Below are 20,127 nucleotides of genomic sequence, written 5' to 3'. Positions count from 1 at the left end.
GGAGGGACGGAGGGCGCGCGGCGCGTCAGCGCGGCGGGCCACCCCTGCCGCCACGGCCCTTCTGGCTGGCCGCCTTGAGCTGGTCCTCGGTCGGTTCCGGCGGTGCCTGGCCCGGCGCCAGCTGGGTCACCTTGCTGCCTTCCTTCAGGCGGAACTGGCCTTCGGTGACCACCTTGTCGCCGCCTTGCAGGCCCTTGCTGATCACCACGTGGCTGTCATCGACCTGGCCGCCCTGGACCACGTCGCGCAGCGTCACCGTGCCATCGGCCTTGATCAGGTAGACGAAGTCGCTGTTGCTGCTGCGCTGCACGGCTTCGGCCGGCACCACCACCGCATCGGGCAGCTCGTTGAGCTGCATGCGCACGTTGACGAACTGGCCCGGCCACAACGCGCCCTCGGCGTTGCCGAACTCGGCGCGCAGGCGGAAGGTGCCGCTGGTGCTGCTGATCTGGTTGTCCACCACCTGCAGCTTGCCGTCGGCGTTGACCACGCTGCCGCCCTCGCGGTCGAGCGTGGCAGTCTGCAGTGGGCCGGACTGCTGGGCGCTGCGCACCGCGTCGAGCTGCTGCTCGGGCAGGTTGAACAGCACGTAGATCGGCTGCAGCTGGGTCACGGTGACGATCTGGGTGCCGGCGCTGACCACGTTGCCCGGGTCCACCGCGCGGATGCCGGCAACGCCGTTGATCGGCGAGGTGATGCGGGTGTAGTCCAGCTGCACCTTGGCCTGGTCCATCGACGCCTGCGAGGCGGCGACCGCGGCCTGGTACTGGGCCACCTGGTTGCGCAGCGTGGTCAGGTCGGTCTGCGCGACGAACTGGCGGTATTCCGGTGAGTTGGAGCGCTCGAAGTTGGACTGCGCGGTGGCCAGCAGGGCCTGGTTCTGGCGCTTGCTGGCCGCGGCCTGGTCGTACTGGGCCTGGAAGGTGCGCGGGTCGATCTGCGCCAGCAGCTCACCCTTCTTCACGGCCTGGCCTTCGCGGAAGTTCACGCTCAGCAGCTCACCGCCCACCTGCGGGCTGACGGTGACGGTGTTGTAGGCGGTCACCGTGCCCTGGGCGGTCACGTACACCGGCACGTTCCGGCGCTCGGCGGCGACCACGGTGACCGGCACCGGGGCGTCATTGCCCCCGCCCTGGCCCCCGCGCATGGCATCTGCCGCCGGCGCGCCCGCCTTCTGCTTGCCGCCCCCCATCACCCGGTAGCCGATCCCGGCCACGAGCAGCACTGCGATGACCAGCAGCACAATCTTCCAGAAACGCGACATGCGAAAACTCCTGAGAAACCGATAAGGGGAAGAAACGATCAAGCTGCCAAGGATAGCGCTGGCCCGTGTCGGTCTGTTTCATGACCGATGGCCTACGCGCTCAGACCGCGACAGGGTGTGAACGTTCCAGAGCGCCCCCGGTTGACCGCCGTAGTGCCACGCCGGCCGTCATTGTCCCGGCAGTGCCGAGCCACGCTCGGCCGAAGCCTTCCGGTCACGCCCCGGCGGCGCACGGCCCCGGTTCTGGCTTACAGTCCCCCAACGCTCCCTTTCCAAGGAATTGCCGATGGCCCGCACGACCGTGTTGCTGACCGCGCTGCTGTGCGCCCTCTCCCCGCTGGCGCAGGCCCAGCAGGCACAACGCCCGGAAGTGGCGGAGGCGGCCAGGCGGCTGCAGCAGCAGGTGGTGGACTGGCGTCGCGATTTCCACGAACACCCCGAGCTCTCCAACCGCGAGGAGCGCACCGCCGCCAAGGTCGCCGAGCGCCTGCGTGCGATGGGCCTGCAGCCGAAGACCGGTGTTGCCGTGCACGGCGTGGTGGCGATCATCAAGGGTGGCCTGCCGGGCCCGAAGATCGCCCTGCGTGCCGATATGGACGCGCTGCCGGTCACCGAGCAGACCGGCTTGCCGTTCGCTTCCAGGGCCAAGGCCGAGTACCGCGGCGAGCAGGTCGGGGTGATGCACGCCTGCGGCCACGATGCCCATACCGCCACCCTGCTGGGCGTGGCCGATGCGCTGGTGGCCATGCGCGACCGCTTGCCGGGTGAAGTGATGCTGATCTTCCAGCCGGCCGAGGAAGGCGCGCCGCCGCCGGAGCAGGGCGGCGCCGACCTGATGCTCAAGCAGGGCCTGTTCAAGGACTTCAAGCCCGAGGCCGTGTTCGGGCTGCACGTGTTCTCCAGCGTCCAGGCCGGGCAGATCGCGGTGCGCGGCGGCCCGCTGATGGCGGCCTCGGACCGCTTCTCGATCACCGTCAACGGCCGCCAGACCCACGGCTCGGCGCCGTGGAACGGGATCGACCCGATCGTCGCCGCCTCCGACCTGATCGGTACCGCGCAGACCATCGTCAGCCGCCGCGCCAACCTGTCCAGGCAGCCGGCGGTGCTGACCGTCGGCGCGATCAAGGGCGGCATCCGCTACAACATCATCCCCGACTCGGTGGAGATGGTCGGCACCATCCGCACCTTCGATGCGGACATGCGCCGGCAGATCTTCGCCGACCTGCGCAACGTCGCCGAGCACACCGCCGCCGCGCACGGCGCCACCGCGGTGACCGACATCTACGAGAACGACGGCAACCCGGCCACGGTCAACGACCCGGCCCTGACCGCGCGCATGCTGCCCAGCCTGCAGGCCGTGGTGGGCACGGACAACGTCTACGAGCCGCCGCTGCAGATGGGCTCGGAGGACTTCTCGCTGTATGCCCAGCAGGTCCCGGCGATGTTCTTCTTCGTCGGCTCGACGTCCCCGGGCATCGACCCGGCGACCGCGCCCAGCAACCATTCGCCGAAGTTCCTGCTCGATGAAAAGGCGCTGGACGTCGGCCTGCGCGCGCTGCTTCAGGTGTCGCTGGACTACCTGCACGGTGGCAAGGCTGGCTGACTCCCGGTAGTGTCGTGCCCCCCTCGACACGGAAGAAGGACACTCCCATGAGCGCCAGCCTGGCCATGCTGCTGCAATCGCAGCTTGATCCCACGCTCACCGCGCACGCTCTGCTGGCGCAGATGCGCAGCGATTGGCCCGACCTGGACCCGTCGCTGCTGCGGCTGGGCGAGATGCCCGCCGAGGACGGCCAGGGCAAGGCGGACGGCGGCGACGAGTCGCCGATGCAATGCCTGGAGTACGGCGATGCGCTGATCGCGCTGATGCCGATCCCGGTGCAGATCGGCGACGACATCGACCAGATCTGCGCGCACAGCCGGCTGTGGCCCGACGCCACGCCGGCGCCGGTGGATTACGCCGCGCACACCATCGTCACCGTGATGGCGTTCGGCCAGGACGGCCAGGACACCAACCTGGTCGCCCAGGCCGCGCTGCTCAGCCGCGTGCTGGCCTCGGCCATCGCCCTGTCCGACAGCATCCAGGCGGTGTATTTCGGCAGTGCCAACCACGTGGTGCTGCCGGGCCTGTTCCGTGAACTGACCCAGGCCACCCTGCCTGCGCCGATGCCGATCGCCTGGGTGGCGATCAACGTCGGCGCCCGCCCGGACGGGGTGATGACCGGTCACACCCGCGGCATGGACATGCTGGGGCTGATGGACATCGAGATTCCCGAGACCCAGGACAGTGCCGAGGAGGTATTCGGCCGGCTCACCGGCATCGTCGATTACCTGGTCGAGAACGGCATGGTCATCAGCGATGGGGACACCCTGGGGGCCAGTGCCGAGGAACGCATCCGCGTCGTCTACGGCCCCTCGGCGCTGGACCCGGAGCGGCAGGTGATGCGCCTGCAGAGCGAGGAAGTGCCGCAGGCCAAGCCGGGCACGTCGTGGTGGAAGCGGCTGCTGAACTGAACCTGCGCCTGGGGTGGGGTGTGCAGTGAAAGCGGGTGTCGGTAAATCCGCCGCTCAAACTGCTGCCCCTACAATGGCGCCGATGAATACCCCCCAAGATTCCAGCCTCGGCCGCGAGGTCGGCTACCCCCGCCAGTACGACGCCAGCCTGCTGTTCCCGATCCCCCGTGCCGGGGCGCGCTCGGAAATCGGCCTGGGCGGCGGCGACCTGCCTTTCCACGGCGAAGACCGCTGGCATGCCTATGAACTGGGCTGGCTGGACGCCCGCGGCAAGCCGTGCGTGGAGACGTTGACCCTGTGGGTGCCGGCGACCTCGCCGAACCTGATCGAGTCCAAGTCGCTCAAGCTGTACCTGAACTCGCTCAACAACGCGCGCTTCAACCGGCCCGAGGCGGTGCGCGAGCGCATCGCCACCGATCTGTCGGCCTGCGCCGGCGCCGACGTGCGGGTCGAGTTCGGCCTGCCGGCCTTCGCCGGGGCGGACGGTGAGTCGGTGGACCACGTCGACGTGGACATCGACTGCTACGGGCCGCCGGACGCCGGCTTCCTGCTGGCCGACGCCGGCTCGGTGGTCGAGGAGACCCTGACCTCGGCCCTGCTCAAGTCCAACTGCCCGGTCACCGGCCAGCCGGACTGGGCCAGCGTCAGCATTCGTTACCGCGGGCCGCGCATCGACCGCAAAGGCCTGCTGCGCTACCTGGTCAGCTACCGCGACCATGCCGAGTTCCACGAGCAGTGCGTGGAGCGCATCTTCCTGGACCTGCAGCGCCGCTGCGGCCCAGCCTCGCTGGAGGTGGAGGCCCGCTACACCCGCCGTGGCGGCCTGGACATCAATCCGCGCCGGGCCAGCCCGGACCGGACCGCCGCCACCGCGCCGATCCGCGACCTGCGTCAATGAACATTCAGCCCCGTACGCTGGTTTTTACACGGCCGAGATAAAACCTTAACAGGCGGCGTGTAATCGTGGTCGCCAGTCAAGAAGCGGAGTGGCTTGGATGGGTACCGACAAGAAGGCGGATTTCTCTGACGTTTCTGCCTCCGTCACCAGTACGGAGCAGATCGTGCAGAAAGCGGACTTTTCAGATGTGACCGCATCGGTGACCAGCACCGAGCAGATCGTGAGCGAGCAGCAGTACACGGTGCAGAAGGGTGACAACCTTTCCAAGATCGCCAAACACCTGCTCGGCGACGCCAACGCGTGGAAGCAGATCTTCGAGGCCAACCGGGATGCGCTGGACGACCCGGACAAGATCTTCCCCGGCCAGGTCCTCAGGATTCCGCCGCGCCAGGCCTGATGCAGCCCCGTTTCCGCTGTCCAAAACCAAACACATACCGGAGCAATCCATGAAGAAGACTTCGCTCAGCAGTGCCCTGATGATCGCTGTGATCGGCGCCGTCGCGCTGGTCGGTTGCAAGAAGAAGGAAGAGGAAGCCGCACCGCCGCCGCCGGCCGCCAGCACCCCGGCTCCGGCCCCGGCTCCGATGGCTGAACCGGCTGCGCCGGCGTTGTCCGTCACCTCGGTGACGGTGGGCAACACCGTTGCCGCCGACCAGTCCGTGGCGCCGGTGGCCATGCTCGGCACCAAGGACAAGATCGTGGTCTCGGTGAAGACCAGTGGCACCGCCAACAATGTCACCGTCGGCGCCAAGCTGACCTACCAGGACGGCCAGGTGGCCGGCGAGCAGAGCGCGACGCTCAATGCCACCGACACCGGCACCACCAATGTCGAGTTCACCAAGCCCAGCGGCTGGCCGGCAGGCAAGTACACCGCCGACGTGACCGTCGATGGCAAGTCGGCGGGCTCGCAGCAGTTCGAAGTGAAGTGAGGTAGGGCGTCCACCGGCGCACTCTCTCCCGCCGGTGGTACGCATGGGCGCAGCCGATTGGCTGCGCCTTTTTTATGCGCCGCATCCGGTCGCATGCCACCGCGCCCGCGCGTCCGCCGGGCCTGTCCCGGGACAGCCGCATCGGTTGCAGCTGAGACCAGCAGCATGCACCGGGCCGTGATGCAAGGCACGCCAAGGCCTGCGCACTGTTGCATTGGAAACGCCGCGATCATCCCTACGTTTGCGTATGGCGCGCTTTTGCCGGACCCGGGTGAAAACGCGACAATGCAAAGGTTTCCCCACGGCGGCCCGGCCCGGGGCCGGGCATTGCACGCGCCCGCTGCACCGGCCACCCCCGTTCACCACGCAACGCATCCGTCAGCAAGAGAGTTCCTGCCCCCATGTCGAATACGCCGAAGATCATCTACACGCTCACCGACGAAGCTCCGTTCCTGGCGACCCAGTCGCTGCTGCCGATCGTCGATGCCTATACCGCCACCGCCGGTATCTCGGTCGAGACCCGTGACATCTCCCTGTCCGGCCGCATCCTGTCGCAGTTCCCGGACTACCTGAAGGACGGCCAGCAGATCAGCGACGACCTGGCCGAGCTGGGCGAGCTGGCGACCCAGCCGGACGCCAACATCATCAAGCTGCCCAACATCTCCGCCTCGGTGCCGCAGCTCAAGGCCGCCATCAAGGAGCTGCAGGACCAGGGCTACGTGCTGCCGAACTACCCGGATGTACCCACCGACGACGTCTCGCGCGACATCAAGGCGCGCTATGACAAGGTCAAGGGCAGCGCGGTGAACCCGGTGCTGCGCGAAGGCAACTCCGACCGCCGTGCGCCGCTGTCGGTCAAGAACTACGCCCGCAAGCACCCGCACCGCATGGGCGCGTGGAGCAGCGATTCCAGGTCGCACGTCGCTCACATGGAGGGCGGTGATTTCTACGGCAGCGAGAAGTCGGCCACGCTGGCCAATGCCGGCAGCCTGAAGATCGCGCTGGTCCAGAACGATGGCAAGACTGTCGTGCTGAAGGAAAAGACCGCGGTCAAGGCCGGCGAGATCGTCGACGCCTCGGTGATGAGCCGCAAAGCACTGGCCAGCTTCATCGACGCCCAGGTGGCCGATGCCAAGGCCCAGGGCGTGCTGTTCTCGCTGCACCTGAAGGCGACGATGATGAAGGTCTCCGACCCGATCATGTTCGGCGTGGTGGTGGAGGAGTTCTACAAGGACGTGCTGGCCAAGCACGCCGCCGCCCTGAAGGAAGTCGGTTTCGACGCCAACAACGGCATCGGCGACCTGTACGCGCGCCTGCCGCAGCTGCCCGAAGCCACCCAGGAAGCGATCAAGGCCGACATCGCCGCCGAGTACGCCAAGCGCCCGGCCGTGGCCATGGTCAACTCCGACAAGGGCGTCACCAACCTGCACGTGCCGTCGGACGTGATCGTCGACGCCTCGATGCCGGCGATGATCCGTGACTCGGGCAAGATGTGGAACGCCGAAGGCAAGCTGCAGGACACCAAGGCCGTCATCCCGGACCGCTGCTACGCCGGCGTGTACCAGGCGGTGATTGAAGACTGCAAGGCACACGGTGCGTTCGACCCGGCCACGATGGGCTCGGTGCCGAACGTCGGCCTGATGGCACAGAAGGCCGAGGAATACGGCTCGCACGACAAGACCTTCCAGATCCCGGCCGATGGCGTGGTCACCGTCACCGACGACGCCGGCAACGTGGTGTTCGAGCACACCGTGGAAGCCGGTGACATCTGGCGCATGTGCCAGACCAAGGACGCGCCGATCCAGGACTGGGTGAAGCTGGCCGTGTCCCGCGCCCGCCTGAGCAGCACCCCGGCGGTGTTCTGGCTGGATGCTGCCCGCGCCCACGACGCGCAGGTGATCGCCAAGGTCGAGCGCTACCTCAAGGACCATGACACCAACGGCCTGGACATCCGCATCCTGTCGCCGGTGGAAGCCACCGCGTTCTCGCTGGAGCGCATCCGGAAGGGCCAGGACACCATCTCGGTGACCGGCAACGTGCTGCGCGACTACCTCACCGACCTGTTCCCGATCCTGGAGCTGGGCACCAGCGCCAAGATGCTGTCGATCGTGCCGCTGATGGCCGGCGGTGGCCTGTTCGAGACCGGCGCCGGTGGTTCGGCCCCGAAGCACGTGCAGCAGTTCGTCGAAGAGGACTACCTGCGCTGGGATTCGCTGGGCGAGTTCCTGGCCCTGGCCGCGTCGCTGGAGCACCTGGCCCAGCGCTACGACAACAAGGCCGCCGCCGTGCTGGCCAAGGCGCTGGACGAGGCCAACGGCACGTTCCTGGACAACGACCGCTCGCCGGGCCGCAAGCTCGGCACCATCGACAACCGCGGCAGCCACTTCTACCTGGCCATGTACTGGGCGCAGGCCCTGGCCGAGCAGAACGATGATGCCGCGCTGAAGGCCAGGTTCGCACCGCTGGCCGAGGCGCTGGCCGGCAACGAGCAGACCATCGTCGACGAACTGGTCGCGGTGCAGGGCAAGGCCGTGGACATCGGCGGCTACTACCGCCCGGACCTGGCCAAGGCCGGCCCGGCGATGCGCCCGAGCGCCACCTTCAATGCGGCGCTGGCCAAGCTGAAGGGTTGAGTGATGTGAAGCGCTACGGCGCCTTTCAGTAGCGGCCGTTACACAAGCCGCTGCGGGCGCCAGCACGTAAGAGAAGCCTGCAACCGTTGTCGGATGCAGGCTTCTTTCATTTTGGTTACCGCCTACGCATGCCTACGACGAACGTATAGGCGTGAAAGACTTCCTGACAAATCGAACTGTGGGAGCAGTCACCCTTTCACAGCCGGCATCTGGCATAGCCTCATTGGACTGCCATGGAAATGCATGACGCACGGCGTCGAAAGGGGACAGGCATGACCAGAGTGCTGGTGGTGGGCTCTGACAACCGTGAAGAGCAGGTATTGCTCGGCCGGTTGCGCAAGGCTGCGGGGTTGCCGCCGGAGGCGTTGCAACGCTGCGTGGACCTGGATCAATGCGACCTGCTGCTGGTGCGCGACACGCCGGCACTGCGCAGCGCGGCGCTGCACATGGCCAGCAAGCGGCCATCGATGCGGCTGTGGATGCACGACGACGACGGTGCCGTACACGATGGACGCGCGGCCACGCCGGTGTTCCTGGACGACCAGCAGATCCAGTCCGCGCTTGCCCCCCGGGTCGATGTCACCACCGATGGCCTGTACCTGGCCAGCGGCGCCAAGCAGGTCACCCGCCTGTTGCGGCAGCGCCTGCAGGAGCGCAAAGGCCGCGCGCTGCTGACGCTGCAGGGCCAGCCGCAACTGCTGATCGATTTCGAGCATGACCAGGCCGTCCCGCTCTACCTGCACCCCGGCGCGGGACCGACGCTGGCCCAGCAACTGGGCGAACTGCTTGAACTGCTCGCCTTGCAGGAGCTCTCGCCGGCGCGCTACGAGGCATTGGCCGAAAACCTGTCGCGGCAGCCGCTGCGGCCGTTGCTGTGGCAGATGGCGCAGCACGGCGACTACTGGAGCGATTTCGAACGTCGCCTCCAGCAGAACGCGCAGATGCACCTGCTGCGCTGGCCGGATTTCCGTGTCCTGGCCCACCAGCACGATGGGTTCCGGCTGTGCTCGTTGCTGTTGAAGAAGCCGTGCAGCCTGACCGAGTGCACCCAGCTGCTGGATCTGGACATCAATGCCACGCGGGCGTTCATGCGCTCGGCCTACCTGTGTGGCTACGCCGAGGTGAAGGTGCCGGTCGATGCGCCGCCACCGGTGCCGGTGGCGCAGAAGCACGGTGCCAGTGCCTTGCTGGCCAGGATGTGGCGCAGCGTCCGCGGCCGCACGGGAATGCATGCATGATCGAGCACAAGATCGTTGTCCTCGGGGCCATGGGCGCCGGCAAGTCCACCCTGGTGCGTGCGGTGGCCGGTGGCACCGTGATCGATACCGACGTGCTCAACACCGACGTCAGTTCGTCCAAGCTGGCCACCACCGTGGCCATGGACTATGCCGACGTGAGCCTGCCCAACGGCGACCGCCTGCGCCTGTACGGTACGCCGGGGCAGGAGCGTTTCTCCTTCATCTGGCCGGTGTTGCTGCAGGGCGCGCGCGGCGTGGTGATCCTCGCCGATGCCTCCAGCCCGGAGGTGGCGACCGAACTGGATACCTACCTGCGCACGCTGCGCACCCATGCCGACCGGGTTCCGGCGGTGGTGGGCGTGTCCAAGTTCGACCTGGTACCCGACGTGGACCTGGATGCGTGCCAGCTGCGCGTGCAGGAGGTGGCGGGGCGCCCGCTGCCCCTGGTGCCGTTCGATGCGCGTTCGGAAGACGAAGTGATGATGTTGATGGACGTGTTGATGGGCGAGGTGGAAGCGGCGGCACTGGTCGAAGCACATGGGTGAACCAAGGGGGGTAGCGGTGCTGGAGGACTGGGAAGTCACGGCGGTGGATGCCCGGCTCAGGGAGTTCACCGAATCGGTGGATGGCGTGCGTGCGGCGGTGGTGGCCAGCGTGGACGGTTTCGCCCTGGCCCAATCGGCCACGCAGCAGTCCAGTGGCGAGCGGTTGGCGGCGATGACCAGCGCGATGCTGGCGCTGGCCAGCGCGGTGGGTCGCGAGCTGTCGCTGGGAACGATGGAAGTGCTGATGCTGGAAGCCAGCGAAGGCAAGGTGCTGATGCAGTCGATCCCGCTGGCGCGTGGTTCGCTGTTGCTGATGGCCGCCTGCGGCCAACGCAGCGTGATCGGCCACGTGCTGTGGAGCGCCCGCGAGTGCGGTCGCAAGATCCAGGCGGAGTTGTCCAGCGGCTGAGCGCTGGAGCCCGCGGTCGTGGCGAGCCGGTACGCCTGACGACGCACGGACCGCCCCCTCCCTTTGCCGCAGGCAAGGGGAGGGGGGGAAGGGGGGCCTTTCGCGCGATGTGGACTTCCAGGCTTCGCGCCCAAGGACGCTCCCGCCGGGCGGGCGCCCTGTCGCGGGAGGCGTGCGGTGTCGTATGGTCATGTCCATCCCCCCTCCGGCGACAGCCATGCGATCCCATCTTCTCCCTGCAGTCCGCGCATTGCCGGTGCGGCCGTGATGAATGCAACGGTCATCGATGCCGCCCTGGCGGACAAGCTTGCCCAAGGCATCGCTGCGGGGTTCGAGGACTACCACCAGGGCTTCGCCGACATTACCCGTCGGGCGCGCACGCGCTTCCAGACACGCGACTGGAACGCTGCCAGGACGGATGCGGTGGAACGCATCGAGCTGTACGACGCGTGCGTGGCACGCTGCCGGGCGCAACTGCAGGCGTTGCTGGCCGACATCCGGCCCACGCAGGCGCTGTGGCGGGAAGTGAAGCAGTGCTTCGACGCACGGGTTTCATCGCGCATCGATGGCGAGCTTTACAAGACGTTCTACAACACCCTGACCCGGCGCCTGTTCGGTACCCATGGCGTGGATGACGACATCGAGTTCATGGCGCTGGACATCGAGCCGTCCGATGCCATCACCCACCCGGTTGCGCGTCACGTCTACGCCGTTTCCGAAGCGCGTCCGGCCGATGCGTTCTCGCGCCTGCTCGCCGACTATGCCTTCGACGTGCCTTACCAGCATCGCCTGCGCTGCGCCGCGGCCATCGCGGTGCGCCTGCAAGACGACCTCGCCCATTGGGGCACGTACCCGGTGCGTGCCATCGAACTGCTGGAGACCGTGTTCTACCGCGAGCGCCGTGCATATCTGGTTGGACGCGTGTTCGGTGAGCACCGCTTCTCGCCCTGCGTGATCGCGCTGGTCAACGGGGAGGAAGGCGTCCGCGTGGAAGCGGTGCTGAGCCGACGCCGCGACGTGGCACATCTGTTCGGTGTCTCGCGCAGCTATTTCCAGGCCGACCTGCCCACCGTCGCCGACGCGGTGGTGTTCCTGCGCAGCATCCTGCCGGGTAAGCCGGTCGATGAGATCTACACCGTGCTGGGCCGCGCCAAGCAGGGCAAGACCGAGCGCTATCGCACCTTCTTCAGCCATTTCCAGCAGCATGCCAACGAGCGGCTGGTACATGCCGAAGGCACCCCCGGCATGGTGATGGCGGTGTTCACGTTGCCGAGCTATCCGCTGGTGTTCAAGCTGATCCGCGACCGCTTCGCCTGGCCCAAGACCATGAGCCGCCAGGACGTGGAGGAGAAGTACGCGCTGGTCTTCAATCTGGACCGCATCGGCCGCCTGCTTGACGCCCAGCCCTATCGCCACCTGCGCTTCCCGGTCAGCCGCTTCGCGCCGGAACTGCTCGATGAGCTGGTCAACCAATGCAGCCACAGCGTGCAGGTCGAAGGCGGGGACGTGGTAATCACGCTGTGCTACGTGCAGCGCCGTTTCCGGCCCCTCAACCTCTACCTGCGCGAGCAGGGCAGTGAAGCCGCCCGCGCCGCGGCGTTGGACTACGCGCAGGCCATCCGTGACATGGCCTGCAACAACATCTTTCCCGGCGACATGTTGCTGAAGAACTTCGGTGTCTCCCGGCACGGCCGTGCGGTGTTCTACGACTACGACGAGTTGTGCCTGGTCACCGACTGCAACTTCCGGGCCTGGCCAACACCGCGCAGCGAGGAGGAGGCCATGGCCGGCGAGCCGTGGTTCCACGTCGCGCCCAACGACGTGTTCCCGGAACGTTTCGCATTGTTCATGGGCCTGCCCCGCGCATTGCTGGACGTGGTGCAGGAGCGCTACGGCGAGCTGTTCGAGCCATCGTGGTGGCAGGGGCTGCAGCAGGGCTTCGGCAGGGGTGAGTTCCCGGACACACCGCCGTATCCGCGCGCGCTGCGCGTGGCCTGAGGGGGCATTGCGGCCGGGCGATGCCTGCGCTGTAATCCGCCGACCAAGGGGATCCAACGGGGTGGGCTATGCGTGGCAGGTTCAGTGCGTGGGTGATGGTGGCCGGGCTGTTGCTGGGCATGTCCGGCGCCGGTATGGCAGCGGGAGGCAGCAGCATCACGGAGGTGCGCGGGCGCATCGAGCGCAGCATGCTCGTCAAGGGGGAGCTGCTGCTCAGCGAGGAGGGCACGGTCGCCTCGTTGCAACTGGACAGGGAAGAGATGCTGCCGACGGCCATTGCCGGCTACGTACGCGCCACGGTGCTGCCATGGCGGTTCGAGCCGGTCCGCGAACAGGGTCAGCCCGTGCGCGCGAAGGTGCCCGTCAGTCTGCGGGTAGTGGCCAAGCAACGGGACGACGGCAACTTCGAGGTAGCACTGCGCGGAGTGAACTTCATCGGCGGTGGCAAGGATGATCCGCGCGGTCTTTCATGTATCAGCACGACGCCGCCGCGTTATCCGCGTGAAGCCATTGACCTTGGTGTTGGCGGCACCGTTTACCTGCGTTTGCGGATTGGCAGGGATGGCAAGGTGATGCAGGCATCCGCCGAGCAGGTCAACCTGAAGTTCGTCAGCCGCGAACGGGATCAGCTGAAGTTCCGCCAGTTGTTCTCCGAGAGTGCGATCGAGCAGGCGTTGAAGTGGAGCTATCGCACACCTACGGAAGGAGACCTTGCGGGTCGCCCATATTGGGATGTCTGGGTGCCGGCGGACTACTCCTTCACCGATAGAGCACAGCCGGCGGTAAGGGAGTACGGCCATTGGCAGATCTACGTGGCCGGGCCCATTCAGCGTGCGCCATGGGCGGAATCGGCCGCGCAGACCTGGTTCTCGCTGGATGCCCTGGAGGACGGTGGTGTCTACATGGCCGACGGCAACAGCGGCCCGCGCCTGCTGACCCCGTTGCAAGGCGGTTGAGCAACCGACAGGTATCCCGGCGTGGCGTGATTGATGCGGTCATCGGGTTTGCGTTGTAATCGGGGCACTTCAATCTCAAGGATGTGAGCATGAACGTTCGAATCGGCGCGTTGGGCCTGGCCGGGGTGTTGTTGCTGGGCCTTCCCGCGCTGGTGGTTGCCGAGCCGTCGCCGGGCAGCGTGGCTCAGGTCCGCCAGCAGGTGGAAAGCAGCATGCTGGTCAGTGGCGATGTGCATATCGAGACCGATGGATCGGTGTCCAGGTTGGTGCTCCGCCAGGAGGAGACTTTGCCCGAGGGCGTGGTCAAGCTGGTGCGCGACAGTGCGCTGCAGTGGCGTTTTGAACCCATCGTCGTGGACGGGAAGCTGGTCCGCGCGGTGGCACCGATGAGCCTGCGGGTGGTCGCGCGCAAGCTGGAGGGCGGCAGCTACGAGGTCAGCCTGCGTGGGGTGAGCTTCCAGAAGTACGACTCCACCGATCCGCAGAACGTCGCAAGCATCCAGATGGATCCGCCGCGGTATCCCGAGTTGGCCTTCCGCGCAGGCGCAACCGGCAGCGTCTACTTGCTGGTGAAGGTTGGCCGCGACGGAAAGGTCGAGGATGCCTTCGCCGAGCAGGTGAACCTGACCTTCCTCAGCCGTGAATCCGACCAGCGGCGTTTCCGCGAGGTGCTGGCCCGCAATGCGATAGCGGCGGCGAAGGGCTGGACGTTCCGGGTCCCCACCGAAGGTGACGTCGCCTCGCGGCCCTATTGGAACGTGCGCGTGCCGATCAATTACGCGATGGACCGCGGCCGGGACAAGGGGGCCGAAACCTATGGTCGCTGGGTCAGCTATGTGGCCGGCCCGCGTGAGCGTGCGCCCTGGCGCACGGAAGACCGCAACGTGGAGACCTCACCCGACAGCCTGGCCGAAGGCGGCGTCTACATGGCCGACCGCAACACCGGCCCGCGCCTGCTGACCCCGCTGCAGGGCGGCTGATTTCCTGCCGGGAGAACAGAAAGCCCCGCTTGCGCGGGGCTTTCTGCTGCAACGCATCCGGTGATCGGATCAGCGCTTCATCGAACCGAAGAACTCGTCGTTGGACTTGGTGTTCTTCATCTTGTCCAGCAGGAACCATATTGCGACGATTTCCACCATCGGGTGCGGGCGAGCTTCTTCGAGGATTTGTATCTTCCAAGACAGTCAAAAACCCTGTTTTTACAGTGTTATACGATTAGTCGTAGGTGTTCATGGCCTACCGTCGGAGCGCTTGGTGGCGCGCTGGAAACATAGGCTTGGGGGTCAATGTCGGAGTGCAGAGTCTGAGGTAGGCCCCACGGGGGGAGGAACTCTACGCGCTCAGTTCTCTGCAACAAATCGCCCCCCGCTATAGCGCCAAGCCTTCCTCGCCGGAAGATTTCGAACCTTGCCAGCGCCGCCACTCACATCGAGGTAGTAGTTGCTGCCATTCCTGTTGACGTATCCGGGCAGAGTTGTGGCGCTGACATCCCGCCATTGCCGACCGTCGAAGCGCTCTACGGTCAGGAATGGTGTGCCTACATTGTTCTCGGTGTACATGACCAGCGTATCGGACGAACCGGGCGGCAAGAACATCTGCGTGCTGGCATCCAACTCGGCAAGGCCGCTGACGGCGTCTATGCGCGCAAAATCCGACATCGACAGACTGGCATAGTTTGGATGCGCCTTCAGCGCCGCGATAGCGTCGTAGATGCTTTTGAAGCCCGCAGAGACCACTGGTTCCTTGTTGCCGCAATCGGAAACTAGCGGAGACGTAGTTCGCTTGGCTTTCACGTCCGCCAGACGGGCTTCCAGCCGCTCATCGTACATTTCGTCTTCGGGCAGCACTCGCAAGCCCGACAGGACCACGGCAGCCTCGCCCTTGGCGCTGTAACCGCATCCGACCCGATGCGGCCCTTGGACAATGCCAAGCAGCTTTGCACCCTCAGCGGGATTGGACACGCACAGGGCACCGCCGAACTGGCGTAGCTGGGGACTCCGTGCCGTCGATGCAGTGTCCAGCCGGAAGCAAAGGTTCACCCCTTCATCCGTCTCCTTCTGCGACGCGTCGCGATACTCCCATTGCCCACTGACCACCAGCGGGGCGACTTGAGCCTGCGATGCCAGCGGACACAGCGCCAAAGCCGTTACCAATACAATTCGATTCAACATTTTTCGTCCTTGTGTCAGGTCAATTCGAGTACGGCAGGCGATAGACGGACTGCGCCTTGTAACCGGGGTTCTGGGCTTCGGCGGTACGTCGGGCTTGGTCCGGGGTGCTGGCGTTGACCGTCACCACGAACGTGCCGCTGCCGCCACCGGGACGGCCCATCTTCACTTCATACGTTGCCATTGCGATTCGCCTTCATTCTTACTGGATTGGTTAGAGGGACAGAACGGAAGTGATGTCCTTCGCCTTTGAGTCGGAGATAAGTTCGCGCATTCGCTTGTAGGGCGGGATACTGTCCCTCACGTCAACACAGACCAGCGTTGCAGCCCCCTCCTCATAGAAGACGGTCGCGATTCGCTCTTCGCTTGGCTGCATCGTGGTACCCCACAGCGCATGCACACGCTTTGAAGTTCCCACCATGCGCCCCTGCGCATCGAAGCCAGCACACTCCATGTTCGCTTCACGCAGCTCATTGAGGTAGTTCCTCATCACGCAGTTGTAGCTGATGGGGCCTCGCCGCTCGCATGAAACAGGCCGAACGTAGCCGAATGACACCAGTTCGCTGGGACCGACCATAGAGGCGAGCTGGTCGCAACCGGCTAGCGAGAACAGAACGATGGCAATGCAAAGCGAGCGGAAGGCGCGCATGAGGCTCCTCATTGGATGTTGGTAAGGGAAATGCCAGTCGCCAGCGCCACTCAGCGCCGTTGCAGGTCGGCTTCGCAATTGGGGCAGGAATGGATGTCTCGGCTGCCCGAGAGCGCCAGAGCGCTTACCAAACCGCCCACGATGACAGCGGCCATCATCCCAATACCGCCAAACAGGACAGAGGCAATGCTTGCCGCAATCGCGGCCAGCAGGATGCTTCCCCACCAAGTGGCATACCAAGGTTTGATGCGTGCCTTGATACCCATCGGACCTACGTAGCCGCATTCGAGGCAAGTGATGCGCTCGGCATGCTGGCGGTACTTCTTCAAGTTCTGCCGGATGTGCTCGGGCAGAACTCCGGGCTGAGCGGAAGTTCCGCTAGGCTCCATGTGCTGACTCATCTATCCCCCCTGTGGTTGGCAATTTCGTACAACACGCCATAGGCGCCACCGACTAACTCACTTGCACCTTAAAGACGGCAACTCCCCTCGCAAGCCTTGCCGTACAAGGCTTTCCGGCGAAGTGGCGCTACCCGCTCACGCAGGAGCAACTAAGTCCATTGCGCCCCATTTGCTACATTTACTGTAGCATACAAGATAAGCCAAGGAAGCCATCCTGTAGGGTGCTACAGGACTACTCTTCCACGGCCTATGTTGTCTCCCAATCTCCGCAGCATGTTCGCCAAGCGCCTGAAGGAGGCGCGTTTGGCTTTGGGCATCTCCCAGCGTGAGCTTGGTAGGCGAATTGGCCTCTCGGAGGAAGTCGTGTCCAGCAGGATTACACGATACGAGTTGGGGACTTCGGAACCCGACTTCGCAACAGCAAGCAAGCTCGCGAAGGAGCTTGGCGTTCCATTGGCCTATCTGCTAGCCGACAATGATGTGCTTGCAGACATCATTTTTGCGGCAGCGAGTATGACCCCTGCCGAACAACGGAAGCTGGCTGCCGAACTGAAGGCCAAAAAGAAGGGCGCGCCTAAGCCATAGCGCTTATGGCCGAGGCTGACTTTGTGTTTGCAGCTACAGCCCCAACTTGTGGAAGAACATCCTGTTCCGCATGCCCGCGTCTCTCAGCACCTTATCCCAGCTGAGCACTTCGATGTAAAGATTAATCTGGTCATACCAATTGAACCACCCAAGCCCATCTGGCATAACCTTAAAATTCTTCTCGCGCTTCAACCATTTCTTGACCTTCTCATTCAAATCACAGACCACGTATCCATAGAACGGGGTGTTATCGCCAATCAGGATATTGCGCCCCTGAGGCGTGGTGAATTTCCCATCCGCGATACTATTCACGTAGCGGATAATCTGGTCAACCGGGTCCTCCTTGGACGATGGATTTGCAAAATCATCTCGCTGAGGCCTCTTGAACTCAAAAATTGTGACCGGATTGCTAGGTTCGTTGTCGCCACGATAGGCGAACGGATGGTCGAAAGAGATGATATCCGGCCGCTCTGTCAGACCGCCATCGAGCGGCAAATCTGATGCCAAATAACGCGTGAACGTAAGGCGTTCGTCGATGAGCCAAAGATTGTGCTCATCGTACGAAACCACTTCACTGTCCTTCTTGCGCGGAAATATGATGTCATGGACGAAGTCCTCCCTTTCGTACTTGCCTTTCGCGTTCAGCTCAAGGCTTTTCTCGAAGAGAGCTAGCACGTTCTTTCGTAGTGCGACATAGTGGACAAGGTCGTTCCTGCTCGTCTCTGAAATCCTCTCCACAATCTCTGATACGTCAGGCCCAAAGCTATCGACGCTGGTGCCCTGAAGTATCCTACTTACGTCGCGGCGTATTTCGGATTCGTCCTTGAACTTCTCCTCTTGCAGAACTGACTCAATCTGCTCACTAGAAGGGTTGTAAGGAAATCGATTGAAATCTACACGAGTCAGGATGGCCTTGTGCCATGGAGCTTCTCGCTCAACGTACGCTTCGATTTGCGCGACCTTCCTTTCCTGTCTCGACTGGACCTCGGTAAAGATTGCAGCCTTCGTCAGCTCTGCCCCTTTCGCTTCAATCTGAGACTGCGATATCCCAAGAAGCGCGTCGATTTCCTTCTGGAACTCGAATCCACCACGCTCCAGAGACACGTTGTCATTAAGGTAATCGCCGAAAACGTAGGTCTTAATTACGTAGTTTCTGCCGGACTCAGGAGCATCCTCTCTTGCTTCGTAGAAGTCCTCCGAGAATTCAGGGATGTAAGCCTGAGTTGGTGTCTCAGTCACCTCACGATTGTGAGCGACTAAGCTTATTTTGCTCTTGGCGTTCCGAGGAGAGAAGAACTTGAAGATTCGAACGCGAAAGTGATGGACCCGTCCGTTCGCCTCAAGTGAGAAATCTCGCTCGCTCAGGCCCACCTCGTTGATGACGGAAGACTGCTTATTTACGTAGTCATTAAGGATAAATTCTTCTGCACCATCGGCTTCTTTCAGCAGGATGCGTGGACAGACGTAGTCTTCGGCAATGAAGTAGGGGAGTAGCTTTTCAACTAAGGCGCGAGCGATGGTGGATAGCTTCTTATCTAGACCTGCCTTCTTGGCAGACTCCAGCCGAATGATTGTTCCCGTCGACGTGCGAGCAGTGGATTTCACTTCCTCATCGACAATGATTTCTGTTCCCTTACCCATTGAAAACTCTCTTCTTTTGAAGGAGTCGCCTTCAAAGAAGATGCTGTCGACAGTGACGTTCTCGAAGTACTTCAGGCACGTGAAGCGACCGAAGCCTTTCCCTCCCAAAGAAACCTTGTTGTCGGTATAGAGCGTATCGAAGGCGTCACGGTTCAATGTGTCGAAGCCAACCCCGTTGTCTTCCACGACGAAGGACTCAACGGGAGGGATGGGTCCGTCGCCGCTGTCCATCTCTAACTGAGGCGACCGAACGACGGTGACACTGACAAGTCCGTCCGCCTGACGATTCGCCGCCTCAATTGCCTGTATCGCATTGACAACTAGCTCGATGACAGGCGTGTAAATCGTCGTCCCACTTCTAATGTTCTCTACAACGCGTTTGATATGTACGTTGCTCATTCGTTTGGGCTTCGGATATGTGGCTTGGGGGCGGTTAAGCGTAAGTTCTGTGCGCATGCTATGCCATCCGGCCCGTGGCAGCACGATATGCACTTTGCTCGTCTCATGGCTTGGGACTGGTCTCCGCCCCCTTTCCATGAGGCGCACGACTTGTACCGAGTCAGGTTGTGCCCGAGACCGGCCAAAGGCTTCGGCACGAGAGGTGACGCCTAACGCTTAGTCTGTATGGCCGGACTGCAATGCCCGGTACACGCTGCTGCGACCAATCCCAAATCTCTCGGCCAACTGCTCGATGCTGAAACCCTCTTCTGCCCGCATCTTGCGGATGCACTCTTCTTGGGCCTCGGTCAACGCCTTCTTGCGGCCGAACTTGATGCCCTTTCGCTTGGCTTGCGCGATACCGTCCGCCACGCGGTCTCTACGGATATCAGCCTCGAACTCAGCAAACGCGCCAAGCAGATTGAACATCAACTTTCCTTCCGAGGTGGAGGTGTCCAACCCTTGGTCAAGCACCCGCAAGCTGACGCCTTTCCGCTTGAGCAGGTCAGCAATCTTGGCGAGGTCCAGCACACTCCTTGCCATACGGTCGAGACGGCTCACTATCAGCACATCCCCTTCTCGGACGTACTCAAGGACTGCCTGAAGCTCCGGGCGGTTCTCAGCCTGACGGCCGGACCGCTTTTCCTTAAAGACCTTGGTGCAGCCCGCCTTGGCAAGCTTGTCCAACTGAATGTCCAGCGCCTGCCCACTCGAACTCACACGGGCGTAACCGATAACCTGCATTGCGTTCCGTCCCAAAACCCCTAAGAGGTTGAGATACTATCATTTTGGAATGACTTTTGAAACATCGCAACGGATGTCCCGATGGCTATACAAAGTGGGACGAAGGCCTACAGAATC

At 63.7% G+C, this 20,127-nt stretch carries 20 protein-coding genes; 13 read left to right on the top strand and 7 right to left on the bottom strand.

Annotation, left to right across the window (positions count from 1 at the left end; translation table 11 throughout):
* Positions 1-25: 25 nt before the first annotated feature.
* Positions 26-1,264: an efflux RND transporter periplasmic adaptor subunit gene (locus ATCM_RS18425; protein ID WP_132865921.1), complete on the bottom strand. Its 1,239-nt coding sequence runs from the start codon at positions 1,262-1,264 to the stop codon at positions 26-28.
* A 286-nt stretch (positions 1,265-1,550) separates the two neighbouring features.
* On the opposite strand from ATCM_RS18425, the gene ATCM_RS18420 reads away from it, so the two are divergent.
* From ATCM_RS18420 to ATCM_RS18365, 12 genes are all read left to right on the top strand, one after another.
* Positions 1,551-2,867, top strand: a complete 1,317-nt coding sequence (locus tag ATCM_RS18420; RefSeq protein ID WP_132865920.1) for an amidohydrolase — start codon at positions 1,551-1,553, stop codon at positions 2,865-2,867.
* A 47-nt stretch (positions 2,868-2,914) separates the two neighbouring features.
* Positions 2,915-3,778, top strand: coding sequence for a DUF4261 domain-containing protein (locus ATCM_RS18415; protein WP_132865919.1), 864 nt, complete (start codon positions 2,915-2,917; stop codon positions 3,776-3,778).
* Between the two features lie 82 nt (positions 3,779-3,860).
* Positions 3,861-4,676, top strand: coding sequence for an NADPH-dependent 7-cyano-7-deazaguanine reductase QueF (gene queF, locus ATCM_RS18410; protein WP_132865918.1), 816 nt, complete (start codon positions 3,861-3,863; stop codon positions 4,674-4,676).
* A 97-nt stretch (positions 4,677-4,773) separates the two neighbouring features.
* Positions 4,774-5,073 (top strand): LysM peptidoglycan-binding domain-containing protein, encoded by a 300-nt coding sequence (locus tag ATCM_RS18405; protein WP_132865917.1) that lies wholly within the window; start codon positions 4,774-4,776, stop codon positions 5,071-5,073.
* A 49-nt stretch (positions 5,074-5,122) separates the two neighbouring features.
* Positions 5,123-5,605: a hypothetical protein gene (locus ATCM_RS18400; RefSeq protein ID WP_132865916.1), complete on the top strand. Its 483-nt coding sequence runs from the start codon at positions 5,123-5,125 to the stop codon at positions 5,603-5,605.
* Between the two features lie 401 nt (positions 5,606-6,006).
* Positions 6,007-8,238 carry an NADP-dependent isocitrate dehydrogenase gene (locus tag ATCM_RS18395; RefSeq protein WP_132865915.1) on the top strand — a complete coding sequence of 744 codons (2,232 nt, stop codon included), beginning with the start codon at positions 6,007-6,009 and terminating at the stop codon, positions 8,236-8,238.
* Between the two features lie 272 nt (positions 8,239-8,510).
* Positions 8,511-9,476, top strand: coding sequence for a hypothetical protein (locus ATCM_RS18390; protein ID WP_132865914.1), 966 nt, complete (start codon positions 8,511-8,513; stop codon positions 9,474-9,476).
* Positions 9,473-10,021: an ATP/GTP-binding protein gene (locus ATCM_RS18385; protein WP_132865913.1), complete on the top strand. Its 549-nt coding sequence runs from the start codon at positions 9,473-9,475 to the stop codon at positions 10,019-10,021. Before ATCM_RS18390 ends, ATCM_RS18385 begins: the two co-directional genes overlap by 4 nt.
* A complete protein-coding gene (locus ATCM_RS18380; protein ID WP_132865912.1) occupies positions 10,014-10,430 on the top strand; it encodes a roadblock/LC7 domain-containing protein in 417 nt (138 codons plus the stop codon). Before ATCM_RS18385 ends, ATCM_RS18380 begins: the two co-directional genes overlap by 8 nt.
* Positions 10,431-10,697: 267 nt before the next feature.
* On the top strand, positions 10,698-12,428 hold the full coding sequence (aceK, locus tag ATCM_RS18375) for a bifunctional isocitrate dehydrogenase kinase/phosphatase (RefSeq protein ID WP_132865911.1): 1,731 nt from the start codon (positions 10,698-10,700) through the stop codon (positions 12,426-12,428).
* Between the two features lie 68 nt (positions 12,429-12,496).
* On the top strand, positions 12,497-13,384 hold the full coding sequence (locus ATCM_RS18370) for a protein tonB (protein ID WP_132865910.1): 888 nt from the start codon (positions 12,497-12,499) through the stop codon (positions 13,382-13,384).
* A gap of 89 nt (positions 13,385-13,473) precedes the next feature.
* On the top strand, positions 13,474-14,364 hold the full coding sequence (locus tag ATCM_RS18365) for a protein tonB (protein WP_132865909.1): 891 nt from the start codon (positions 13,474-13,476) through the stop codon (positions 14,362-14,364).
* A gap of 360 nt (positions 14,365-14,724) precedes the next feature.
* On the opposite strand, the gene ATCM_RS18360 is transcribed toward ATCM_RS18365, so the two are convergent.
* The 4 genes from ATCM_RS18360 to ATCM_RS18350 are packed head-to-tail and all read right to left on the bottom strand — an operon-like array spanning position 14,725 to position 16,530.
* Positions 14,725-15,555: a hypothetical protein gene (locus ATCM_RS18360; RefSeq protein ID WP_132865908.1), complete on the bottom strand. Its 831-nt coding sequence runs from the start codon at positions 15,553-15,555 to the stop codon at positions 14,725-14,727.
* A gap of 19 nt (positions 15,556-15,574) precedes the next feature.
* Positions 15,575-15,736 carry a hypothetical protein gene (locus tag ATCM_RS19185; RefSeq protein ID WP_165931221.1) on the bottom strand — a complete coding sequence of 54 codons (162 nt, stop codon included), beginning with the start codon at positions 15,734-15,736 and terminating at the stop codon, positions 15,575-15,577.
* Between the two features lie 30 nt (positions 15,737-15,766).
* Complete coding sequence (locus tag ATCM_RS18355; RefSeq protein ID WP_132865907.1) at positions 15,767-16,201, bottom strand: hypothetical protein; 435 nt, start codon at positions 16,199-16,201, stop codon at positions 15,767-15,769.
* Between the two features lie 50 nt (positions 16,202-16,251).
* A complete protein-coding gene (locus ATCM_RS18350) occupies positions 16,252-16,530 on the bottom strand; it encodes a hypothetical protein (RefSeq protein ID WP_132865906.1) in 279 nt (92 codons plus the stop codon).
* 345 nt (positions 16,531-16,875) lie between these two features.
* Between ATCM_RS18350 and ATCM_RS18345 the strand changes: the two genes are divergently transcribed.
* Complete coding sequence (locus ATCM_RS18345) at positions 16,876-17,187, top strand: helix-turn-helix transcriptional regulator (protein ID WP_132865905.1); 312 nt, start codon at positions 16,876-16,878, stop codon at positions 17,185-17,187.
* A 33-nt stretch (positions 17,188-17,220) separates the two neighbouring features.
* Here ATCM_RS18345 and ATCM_RS18340 read toward each other — a convergent pair whose 3' ends face one another.
* Both ATCM_RS18340 and ATCM_RS18335 read right to left on the bottom strand, forming a co-directional pair.
* On the bottom strand, positions 17,221-19,227 hold the full coding sequence (locus ATCM_RS18340) for an ATP-binding protein (protein WP_132865904.1): 2,007 nt from the start codon (positions 19,225-19,227) through the stop codon (positions 17,221-17,223).
* Between the two features lie 216 nt (positions 19,228-19,443).
* Positions 19,444-20,010 carry a recombinase family protein gene (locus ATCM_RS18335; RefSeq protein ID WP_132865903.1) on the bottom strand — a complete coding sequence of 189 codons (567 nt, stop codon included), beginning with the start codon at positions 20,008-20,010 and terminating at the stop codon, positions 19,444-19,446.
* Positions 20,011-20,127 lie beyond the last annotated feature (117 nt).

The organism is Stenotrophomonas sp. ATCM1_4 (assembly GCF_004348115.1).
Classification (GTDB): domain Bacteria; phylum Pseudomonadota; class Gammaproteobacteria; order Xanthomonadales; family Xanthomonadaceae; genus Stenotrophomonas; species Stenotrophomonas capsici.
Note: the sequence above shows the minus strand (reverse complement) of the source record. Positions and strands in the feature narration are given on the sequence as shown.